The following is a 10,258-nucleotide window of genomic DNA, read 5'->3' on the forward strand; positions in this document are numbered from 1 at the left end:
TCCTTGAGTCAGCAAAATGATATCTATTTTTTGGAGAGGTGCAAGCGACGCCGGTGGATCGAGTGGGGTGGTGCGGGTCGGAGGAGTCGGACAGGCGGGCGGCCGGTATTGATGTCACCGCCAGGTCCTACGCTCGGGGCATGGCTCGTTACGCGCCCGAACCGGACTCGCCCTCACTGTTCGACGCCGCCGGCCCCGACGGCTCCGGCCCCGTCGACGACCCGTCCCGCCCGCTGGCCGACCGGCTGCGCCCACGAGCGCTCGACGATGTCGTCGGCCAGGACCAGCTGCTCGCCCCCGGCGCCCCGCTGGGCCGCATGGTCGCCTCCGGCCGCCTGTCCTCCATCGTCCTGTGGGGCCCGCCGGGTTGCGGCAAGACGACGGTCGCCCGACTCCTGGCCGACCGCACCGGCCTGGTCTTCGAGCAGGTCTCGGCGACCTTCTCCGGGGTGGCCGACCTGCGCAAGGTCTTCGCCGCTGCTGCTCGCCGCCGCGAGATCGGGCAGGGCACGCTCCTGTTCGTCGACGAGATCCACCGCTTCAACCGCGCCCAGCAGGACTCCTTCCTGCCCTATGTCGAGGACGGGACGGTCGTCCTGGTCGGCGCGACCACCGAGAACCCGAGCTTCGAGCTGAACGGCGCCCTCCTGTCGCGCTGCCAGGTCATGGTCCTGCGCCGCCTGGACGAGGTCGCCCTGACCGAGCTGCTGGCGCGCGCCGAGTCCCTGACGGGCCGCAGCCTGGCCCTGACCGAGGAGGCCCGCACCGCCCTGCTGTCCATGGCCGACGGCGACGGTCGCTACCTGCTGGGCATGGTTGAGCAGGTCCTCGCCGCCCAGGGTGCGGGCGGCCCGGAGTCGCTCGACATCGAGGGGCTGCACGCCGTCGTCGCCTCCCGGGCGCCCCTGTACGACAAGTCCCGCGAGGAGCACTACAACCTCATCTCCGCCCTGCACAAGTCGATGCGCGGCTCCGATCCGGATGCCGCCCTGTACTGGTTGGCGCGCATGCTGGGCGGGGGCGAGGACCCGCTCTACGTGGCGCGCAGGCTGGTGCGATTCGCCAGCGAGGACGTCGGCATGGCCGACCCGGCCGCTCTCCAGACGACGCTGGTGGCCTGGGACGCCTACGAGCGCCTGGGCTCACCCGAGGGAGAGCTCGCCATCGCGCAGGCGGTCGTCTACCTGGCCACAGCACCCAAGTCGATCGCCGTCTACCGCGGCTACGGCCGGGCGGCGCGCCTGGCGCGCGAGACCGGTTCGCTCATGCCGCCGGCCCACATCCTCAACGCCCCCACCCGTCTCATGAAGGAGCTCGGTTACGGCGAGGGCTACGAGTACGACCCGGACACGGCCGACGGCTTCTCCGGCGCGGACTACCTGCCCGACGGCGTCGAGCGGCAGCCCCTCTACGAGCCCACGGCCAACGGCCACGAGCGCCGCATCCGTGAGCGGCTGGAGCACTGGCAGGGCCTGCGGGCGCGTAAGCGCTGACCTCTCGACGCCGAGCCCTGGCATCGAGCCGGGCATTCTTCGCGTAGCCCTACAGAAATTCTGCCCGGCTACGTGAAGAATGCCCGGCTCGGCGGGGTGGGATGGAGCGGAGCGACTACTCCCCGTCGCGTCGGACGGCTTCCAGCATGAGCGTGGCGACGTCGGTGACCCGCACATCCGCGCCCTCGGAGGCAACACCGTCGGAGAGCATCGTGGTGCAGAAGGGGCAGGCGGTGGCGATGACCTGCGCGCCGGTGCCGATGGCCTCGCGCGAGCGCTCCACGGCGATCCGCGTCCCGATCGTCTCCTCCATGAAGGCGCGCGCCCCGCCGCCCCCGCAGCAGAAGCCCCGGTCGTGGCTGCGCGGCATCTCCACCGTGGTTGCGCCAGTCGCCTCCAGCAGCTCGCGCGGCGGGGAGTAGACCTGGTTGTGGCGGCCCAGGTAGCAGGCGTCGTGGTAGGTGACAGTCGGGACACTCGGCGCGCTCGCCGCCTTGTCGGCTGTCTCCTGGCTCGATGACTCCGCCGGGGTCTCGGCCTTCGGCGGCAGGGGGCGCAGCCGGCCCTCGCGTACGAAGCGGTTCAGCAGCTGTGTGTAGTGAAGGACCTCGTAGCGGCCCCCGATCTGCGGGTACTCCCGTGAGATCGTGTTGAAGCAGTGCGCACAGGTCACCACGATCCTCTGGGCCCCGGCCTCGTTCAAGGTTTCCACGTTCTGCGCGGCGAGCATCTGGTAGAGGATCTCGTTGCCGGCGCGCCGGGCCGGGTCGCCGGTGCAGGTCTCGGCGTCGCCCAGGACCGCGAAGCTCACCCCCGCGGTGTGCAACAGCTCGGCCACTGCTCGCGTCGTCTTCTTGGCCCGGTCCTCGTAGGCGCCGGCGCAGCCCACCCAGAACAGGTAGTCGACGTCCGCGGCGCTCTCGACGTCGTCGCCGATGACCGGCACCTCGAAGTCCAGATTCTTGGCCCAGTCCATGCGCTTACGCGCAGGCAGGCCCCACGGGTTCCCCTTGGACTCCATCTTGCGGAACATGCCGCCGAGCTCCTTGGGGAAGGCGGACTCCATGAGCACCTGCTGGCGGCGCACGTCGACGACGTGGTCCACGTGCTCGATGTCCACCGGGCACTGGTCCACACAGGCCCCGCAGGTGGTGCAGGCCCACAGGACGTCGGCGGGAATGACCTCCCCGGCCAGGGGTGCCGGCCGCGTGGCCACGCCCGTCTCGGTGGGGGCCGCCTTGGCCTCCAGCAGCGCGCCGAGCACGTCGCCGGTGTGGGCGGTCCCCGGCTCCAGGCCCAGGTTGGTCTCGCGCGCCAGGCCGTCGTGCATGCCCAGCGCCTTGCCGACTATCCCGCCGGAGGTGGGGCGAGAGGCCGCCATCTCCTCGGAGACGTCGTCGGGTTTGACGCCCAGCGCACCGGCGGCCCGCAGGTAAGGAGCGGCCGCCGCGTGGTGGTCGCGCAGCGCCATGACGAACAGCTTGGGGGACAGGGGCTTGCCGGTGTTCCACGCCGGGCACAGGTCCTGGCAGCGGCCGCACTCGGTGCAGGTGGAGAAGTCCAGCAGACCCTTCCAGGTGAAGTCCTCGACGCGGCCCACACCCAGGCGCACCTCGGGTCCCTCGCCGGAGTCGGCGGCCTCCATGGCCTCCTCCAGCGTGTCCATGGTGGCCTCGGTCAGTGGCTCGTCGCCGATCATGAGCGGCTGGAGCGGACCCAGCGCCTTGGAGCCGTCCACCTCGCGGCGCGCGTAGACGTTGAGGATCGCCAGGAACCGGTGCCAGGCCACACCCATCGAGGGCTGCAGGCCCACGACGACGAACCAGCTCATCGACAGCACCACCTTGATGGTGGCGACGACGAGAATCGCGTTCCCCAGGGCGCCGGCGCTCAGGGGGCTGAGGAGCGGGCCGGTCCAGGCCGTCAGGGGGAAGTGCGTCCAGGAGGACAGGGCCTGCTGCGCCGGGTCGGGAGAGGCGGCCAGGTGGGCGTGCTCCAGCATCCGCAGGGCCAGCACGCAGGCGACCACGCCGATGATGGTGGCCTCGACGAACTTCGCCTGGGCCGACGTCGACCCGGCGAAGCGCGAGGTGCGCGGGCGTCTGCCGGCGTCGGAGTCGGGGGCGTAGGGCGGGGCGGCCCGACCGCCCCGGGTCAGGCGCCAGCGCAGGATCGTCAAACCCACGATCCCGAAGGTGGACAGCCATGCGATGAGCTCGACGACCCAGGCCCACCAGGCGGCGTGGCCGATGAGCGGCAGCGCGAAGTCGGGACCGCCCAGCACCTGCCCGTAGCCGGCCACGAGCGTGAGGAACAGCAGGGGGAAGGAGACCATGACCAGCCAGTGGGCGGCCTTGACGAAGGGGCGGCCCTTGAAGGCGGTGTGGCCCACGAGCGCGCCCAGCGTGAGCGCCAGGCGCTTGCCGACCGGGCGAAGACGCTCCGGCGCGGCCGCGCGGCCCACGGCCATGCGGGCGGCAATAGTGCAACATGCGCGTGCGAAAACTGCGATACCGATCGTCGTGGCGATGACGACGATGACGACACAGACAATCTGCACGGCACTCATCGGGGCGGGTTTCCTCAGGTTTCCGAAGGTCAGGGCGGAAGCGCTGGGGATGGGCCGACGGCGCCCCGGAGGGTCGCCTGCGCGGCACACCGTTGGCGCTCCCGTCAGCCTACCCGTGGGTCGGTGAGGAGCTGTGGTCGAAGGGCGGGTCGGGACGCCGTAGCCGGCGACGAGCCAGCCGAAAATAGGGGTGTGCCGACCCCGGAATGGGGTCGGCACACCCTCAAGGCGTGGTGGTCAGCTGCCGATGGCGCGCAGCGCGTAAGGGGAGTCAGGGCGGCGGGCGCTGTACCACTTGGCGGCCTGGCGCAGCCCGAGCTCGCGCACCAGGGTGATGGTGGCCCCGGAGATGACGGCGAAGGTGACGACCTCGGCCAGCTTGTAGTTGAGGAGCTGGTCCTCCTCGCGCGGGGCGCGCTTACCGGTGATCGCCCGCCAGCCGAGAGCCACGACCTTCTCGGCCACGAATCCGGAGGCGAGCGTGGCCACGGCCGCTGTCGCCTTCCACATGAAGTCGGTGGTCTGGTCGATCTGGGCGGGGTCCTGTGCGCTCATGAGTCCTCCTTGCGCCCCGGTCGGGCGGTGTGCGTAGGTGCCTGCGTGCTCGTGGTGGACCGACGGCGTCGGCCCGTTCCGTCCTGATCATGCCGCACCTGCGCCGACGGCGCAGCCAGTGCCCGCCCGCGTGGCGCCGACGGCCCGCCTGGACGAGGCGACGGGCTCACGTCCGGGCGGGGCGGATGGCGGCGTTGATCTCGGCGGCCAGGCCGGCGGGATTGTCGACCGTGAGGTAGAGGTGCGTGAAGCGCTCGTCCTCCAGGGTGATGACCAGCGTGTTCTCGTAGCCGGAGATGTTCCAGAACTGCGCTGTTCCGTTGGCGTGGAAGGTTCCGGCGAGCTTGCCGCCCTGCCGCAGGCCGGGGCCGCGCCAACCCTTGGGCTCGTGGCGCAGGCCGGGGTCGTGGGTGGCGCCGCGCACGTGCGCGAGCGGGAACTCCAGCCGGGAGGTGAAGGACCAGATCTTGTCCAGCCCGTGCGGCTCGACGCTCAGGGAGGTATCGGTGATGGTGACGGTGTTGCGGCTCATGACGTCTGTTCCTTTCGTGGGCAGGTCGGTGGGGAGGTAATGCTTCTGGCTGGTGCTGGCGGGGTCGGTGCAGGCTATGCCGGCGGCGAGACTGGTGCCGTTGAGTCCGACGCCGTAGCGCCGGCTCGCTCCAGCAGGCGTCGGCCGAGCGCCTCGGCGGTGACGCCCGCCTGGTGCAGGGTGGTGACGAGGGCGTCGCGCACGGCCGGGTCCCAGGGGGCGAGCTCCATGAGCGCCACAAGGACCAGGTCGAGCTCGTCACGGCCCGCCCCTGCGGCGTCGGCGGATTCGCTCCGGGTGGCCCCGGGGATCAGAGCGGTCAGCGTGTTGGTGAGGCAGCGCTGGAAGAGTCCGTCCTTGGAGCCGAAGACCCCGTAGAGGCTGGCGCGGTTGACGCCGGTGGCCCGCACCAGGTCGTCCACGGAGGTGCCGGCGAAGCCATGCTCGGCGAAGACCGCCGTGGCAGAGTCGATGGCCTCGTTCTCGATGAAGGTTCGTCGTCGTCCCATGAATTCAGAATAGACGTTCTGGAACGATCAGTCAAGAACATTTGTTCTGAAATGTGTGGCCGAAGGATGCTACGGGATGCGGCTCCACTCAGCCGATGAGCCCCGTCTGGGCGCCGAGGGCCAGCAGCGCGTACAGCACGGCGAAGACACCGGCGACGGCGGCGCAGACCAGGGCGGGGCGGCGCCGGTAGGTCAGGACGGCGATGTACTCGCGCAGCCAGGCATTGACGATGTAGAACCAGGCCGTGCGCGATGGTGCCACCGCCCACGGCACCCCCATGTCGGAGGCCAGGATCGCGGTGCGCACCGCGTGGAAGGAGCTCGTCACCAGTAGCACCTGCGGGTCGACCATGCCGTGCTCGGCCAGGAGGTCACGGGTGCAGGTGATATTCGTACGGGTCGTCGTCGAGCGGTCCTCCAGGAGGATCTGCCCGGACGGGATGCCGCGGGCGATCGCGTAGTCGGCCATGGCGCGCGCCTCGCTGACCGGCTCGTCGGGGCCCTGTCCGCCGCTCATGACCAGCAGTGGTACGCCTGGGCGCAGGGCGTCCTCGTCGTGCCAGGCCTTGATGCCGCCCGTGATCCGCGAGCCCAGCAGCGGTCCGACCCGCCCGTTGATGAGCCCGGCGCCGTGGACCACGACGACGTCGGGGTGCGGCACGGTCCGGCGTCCGCCCCAGATCCGCTGCACCACCGTCTGTGCCAGGAGGATGAGGAGGAAGACGCCCAGGTAGGCGCAGGCGCAGAACATGAGGGCGGCGAGCAAGAGGGCCCACGGGTTGACGGTGGCCACCAGGACGACGGCGGCCACCGGCGTGGCGATGAGAGCCAGACCGGCCGCCAGGCACAGCAGGTTGCTCAGGCGCCGGCCCTCGCGGCGGATGAGGACGACGCCGTTGAACATGAGCAGGAACGGCATGAGGGCGATGAGCAGGAAGAAGGCGACGCTGCCCAGTCCCACCGGGACCTTGAGGGCGGGGATGAGAGAGGTCAGGTGGAGCAGTGCTCTCAAGGCGGAGCAGACCAGGAGCAGGAACAGGATTCCGTTGCGCAGCCGGCGGTTGTCGCGGCGTCGCGAGATCGCCAGGAGCACCCACCACAGCGCGAGGGCGGCGATATCGATCAGCGGAGCGGGGAGGAACCAGGGGGTGCTCATAGGGGCTCCTCTCGTGGTGCACGGTGGTTGGGATTTTCTTGGCCGCCGAGAAGGAGAGTTCTTCCCGGCAGGGGGCGAGGTGGTGGGGCCGACGAGCCGGCGCTCATCATAGATCCGGAGCCGGCGGGTGCCGCCCTGCGCTCATGTGATGAAGTTAGGAGGCGGTGGTGGGTGAGTGTGAGCGCCGTCGGGACGATTTCGTGGCGTCGTGCTCTCCATCCTTCGGATGACGGGTTGCGCCCTGGCTCCTCCCTGGGGTGAGGTGGCCGGAGCGGCCGGCTGAAGAGGATGCGTCGGTAGGTTCAGCACCCTTCCGTGGGGACGCTTCCCCCGGGGACGTTTTCCTGCACCCGCACGCGTCGAGCGTCCCCGGCCGTGCAGGACCCCGGCGGGCGAGGCGACGAACCGCCTACTGACGCGGTCTCTCACGCACGGGCCTGCCCGGGTGGGTGCGGTCGTAGTCGGCCTGGGCCTGGGCGATGTCCTCCCGGTGAGCCAAGGACCAGTCGGCCAGAGATCCCAGCAGATGCGTCAGGCTCGTCCCCATCTCGGTGAGCCGGTAGTCGACCTGGGCGGGAACCGTGGGGTAGACCGTGCGGTGCACCAGCCCGTCGCGCTCCAGACGCCGCACCGTCAGGGTGAGCATGCGCTGGGAGATGCCGCCGACGGCGCGCTGCAGTTGACGGAAACGCAGCGGACCACGCGTCAGCTCCACGATGACCAGCAGGGACCACTTGTCTCCCAGTCGGTCGTGGACCGCCCGGATGCCGGGATCCTCACGGTGCGCCCGGGTGCAGTGCTCCAGAGGCGCCGGATCGGAATCGCCGGTGGTCACATCGCTGTGCGTCGGTGACAAGAAACTGCCTCCTTGTAGGTGCGTGCACGATGCCTCAGGCTCATGCGCAGAAGGTTCGGTGGCCGCGGGAGCTGGTTTCCGGAGCGCGGTTGAGTCTGAAGGAGCCTACTCATGATCATGGTGACCGGTGCGAGCGGACGGTTCTCCTCAGCCGTCCTGGCGGAGCTTCACGCTCGCGGCATTCCGGCGGTGGGCGGCAGCCGCACGCCGTCGGCGGGGCAACGGCATGTTGACTTCAGCGTCCCGGACAGCCTGGACTTCAACGGCGTCGACACCCTGCTGCTGGTGCCCGCCGGGGCGCAGGAGGACGACCGGCAGGTCGCCTTCAACCGCGCCGCCGTTGAGATCGCGGCGCGCGATGGCGTCTCCCATCTCGTCTACACGAGCCTCACCGGCGCGGGCGACCACCTGTCAATGGCGCTGCCGCACCGGGTCACCGAGCGAATCATCATGGCCGGCGGCATGACATGGACCATTCTGCGCAACGGCGTCTACGCCGAGATTCTCGGCGCCCCGCTCTCGTGGGAGAGACAGCAAGAGGAGCCGGCGAGGATCGTGTCGCCTCTGGGTGACGGGGCCGTCGCCGCGGTGGCACGGCAAGACCTGGCCCGCGCGGCCGCCTCGGTCCTCAGCGACCCGGGCGGGCACAAGGAGAGGGTCTATGAGCTGGTGGGAAGTCGTGCGGTGTCCGCTGCCGACGTCGCAGGCCGCCTGGGCTGCGAGGTGAGGGACATCGGCCTGGGCGAGTACCGGCAGCTGCTCGCCGGGGGTGGGATGCCGGTCTTCCGCCAGTCCCTGATGCTCTCGATCGCCAGCGTCATCAGGCACGGGTTCCTGGCCGGAACAGGTGACGACCTCCCGAGTCTGCTCGGCGGGGCACCCACGGACCCGCTCGCCGTCGCGGCCGAGGTCATGGTCGCCCGACCCCAGCGTCATAAGACATAAGGTCGGTGGGCTTCAGTGGATGGGATGGCTCCGGAAGTTTGCCGGCTGTCAGGCCCGCGCGGTCGTACCTTATGTCGCGTGTTCGAGGGGTAGAGGGTACGAACCGACGACCTACCCTACGAACGCGCGGAAGGCCGAGGCGCCGTGGCCGCACTGCCGGCGCCGCGTGAGGTGCGAAGTCGGAGCAGGAGTGCGGAAGTTGGTGTCGGCGGGCGGTGTCGAACTACAGTTGACCTGCAACGACAGGGGAGCGCCCCGTCGTCGACCCGGCCGCGACTGGCCGGTGGGCCGACGCCGACGGCGCTGAGAGTGCGGACACCCGCAGACCCTCGAACCTGCTCCGGTTAGCACCGGCGAAGGAAGTCGAGACCATCTCCCCGGTGCGCCGCAGGTAGCCGCCGGGCCCTCCGGAGAACCATCCAGGAGGCACGCATGAGCATCCAGTCCACCCGCCACCCAGCCCCACCGGCCTCGCCCGCCCGAGCGCCGCAGCCCGACCGGCCCCGACCGGCCCTCAGCCGCCGCGCCCTGCTCGCCGGAACCGCCGCCGGCGCCGTCGGCCTGAGCCTGGCCGCCTGCGGCAAGAGCAAGAAGACGGACTCCAAGACCGTCACCGTCGTCACCCACGACTCCTTCCACGTCTCGGAGGACCTCATGAAGGCCTTCACCTCCGAGACCGGCTACACCCTCAAGGTCGCCACCTCCGGTGACGCCGGCGCGCTGGTCAACAAGCTCGTCCTGACCAAGGACGCGCCTCTGGGCGACGCCGTCTTCGGCATCGACAACACCTACGCCTCCCGCGCCCTCGACCAGGGCGTCATCGACACCTCCGCCACCGTCACCCTGCCCCAGGACGCCGAGGGCTACGTCGTCGCCGACACCCCGGCCCTCGCACCCATCGACGTCGGCGACGTCTGCCTCAACATCGACACCGGCTACTTCACCGGCAAGGGTCTCACGCCCCCGGCCACCTTCGAGGACCTCACCAAGCCCGAGTACAAAGGGCTGCTCGTGGCCATCAACCCCACGAACTCCTCGCCCGGCATGGCCTGGCTGCTGGCCACCATCGGCCACTTCGGCGCCGGCTCCTTCGCCGACTACTGGAAGCAGCTCGTCTCCAACGACCTCCGGATCGCCGAGGACTGGACATCCGCCTACGAGACCGACTTCTCCGGCGGCGGCAAGGGCACCTACCCCATCGTCGTCTCCTACGCCTCCTCGCCGTCCTTCACGGTCTCCGACGACGGCGCCTCCAGCTCAACCTCCGCCCTGCTAGACACCGCCTTCCGCCAGGTCGAGTACGCCGGGGTCCTCAAGGGCGCAGCCAACCCCGAGGGCGGCAAGGCCTTCGTGGAGTGGATGCTCTCCAAGGCCGTCCAGGAGGACATCCCCGGCCAGATGTATATGTACCCGGTCCTGCCCGACGCCGCCCTGCCCGAGGCCCTCACGAAGTTCGGGCCGCTGTCGAGCGCGCCGGTGAGCGTGGAGCCCAAGGAGATCACCGCCCACCGCGAGGAGTGGCTCAACACCTGGACCGGAGCCGTCGGCAAGTGACCGCGCCGCCCGAGGAGACCCCCGGGGCCGACGTCGTCGCGCCAGCCGGCGCCGGAGCCCCCCGGTCCGCGGAGCCGGCCGGGGCGGCT

General features: G+C 70.4%; 9 protein-coding genes and 1 riboswitch. Of the genes, 3 read left to right on the plus strand and 6 right to left on the minus strand.

Annotation, left to right across the window (positions count from 1 at the left end; all coding sequences use genetic code 11):
• Positions 1 to 140: 140 nt before the first annotated feature.
• Positions 141 to 1,493, plus strand: coding sequence for a replication-associated recombination protein A (locus HMPREF9056_RS03450; RefSeq protein WP_034513619.1), 1,353 nt, complete (start codon positions 141 to 143; stop codon positions 1,491 to 1,493).
• Positions 1,494 to 1,608: 115 nt separating this feature from the next.
• Here the strand turns inward: HMPREF9056_RS03450 and HMPREF9056_RS03455 are convergent, their stop codons facing one another.
• From HMPREF9056_RS03455 to HMPREF9056_RS03480, 6 genes are all read right to left on the minus strand, one after another.
• A complete protein-coding gene (locus tag HMPREF9056_RS03455) occupies positions 1,609 to 4,062 on the minus strand; it encodes a (Fe-S)-binding protein (protein ID WP_009402816.1) in 2,454 nt (817 codons plus the stop codon).
• Between the two features lie 237 nt (positions 4,063 to 4,299).
• Complete coding sequence (locus HMPREF9056_RS03460; protein ID WP_009402817.1) at positions 4,300 to 4,617, minus strand: DUF4235 domain-containing protein; 318 nt, start codon at positions 4,615 to 4,617, stop codon at positions 4,300 to 4,302.
• Positions 4,618 to 4,783: 166 nt separating this feature from the next.
• Positions 4,784 to 5,149: a hypothetical protein gene (locus tag HMPREF9056_RS03465; RefSeq protein WP_009402819.1), complete on the minus strand. Its 366-nt coding sequence runs from the start codon at positions 5,147 to 5,149 to the stop codon at positions 4,784 to 4,786.
• 74 nt (positions 5,150 to 5,223) lie between these two features.
• On the minus strand, positions 5,224 to 5,658 hold the full coding sequence (locus tag HMPREF9056_RS03470) for a TetR/AcrR family transcriptional regulator (protein WP_009402820.1): 435 nt from the start codon (positions 5,656 to 5,658) through the stop codon (positions 5,224 to 5,226).
• A gap of 88 nt (positions 5,659 to 5,746) precedes the next feature.
• Entirely contained in the window at positions 5,747 to 6,814 is a 1,068-nt protein-coding gene (locus tag HMPREF9056_RS03475) for a YdcF family protein (protein WP_009402821.1), read from the minus strand.
• Between the two features lie 409 nt (positions 6,815 to 7,223).
• Positions 7,224 to 7,670 (minus strand): helix-turn-helix domain-containing protein, encoded by a 447-nt coding sequence (locus HMPREF9056_RS03480; RefSeq protein WP_034513620.1) that lies wholly within the window; start codon positions 7,668 to 7,670, stop codon positions 7,224 to 7,226.
• 111 nt (positions 7,671 to 7,781) lie between these two features.
• Between HMPREF9056_RS03480 and HMPREF9056_RS03485 the strand changes: the two genes are divergently transcribed.
• Together HMPREF9056_RS03485 and HMPREF9056_RS03490 are read left to right on the plus strand one after the other, a co-directional pair.
• The gene (locus tag HMPREF9056_RS03485; RefSeq protein ID WP_009402824.1) at positions 7,782 to 8,615 is read left to right on the plus strand and encodes an NAD(P)H-binding protein; all 834 of its coding nucleotides are present in this window, start codon (positions 7,782 to 7,784) and stop codon (positions 8,613 to 8,615) included.
• A gap of 234 nt (positions 8,616 to 8,849) precedes the next feature.
• A riboswitch (TPP riboswitch) is annotated at positions 8,850 to 8,994 on the plus strand.
• Positions 8,995 to 9,047: 53 nt separating this feature from the next.
• A complete protein-coding gene (locus HMPREF9056_RS03490) occupies positions 9,048 to 10,169 on the plus strand; it encodes a thiamine ABC transporter substrate binding subunit (protein ID WP_009402827.1) in 1,122 nt (373 codons plus the stop codon).
• Positions 10,170 to 10,258: the final 89 nt, after the last annotated feature.

Origin of the sequence: Actinomyces sp. oral taxon 170 str. F0386 (assembly GCF_000195595.1) — a bacterium.
Lineage (GTDB): Bacteria > Actinomycetota > Actinomycetes > Actinomycetales > Actinomycetaceae > Actinomyces.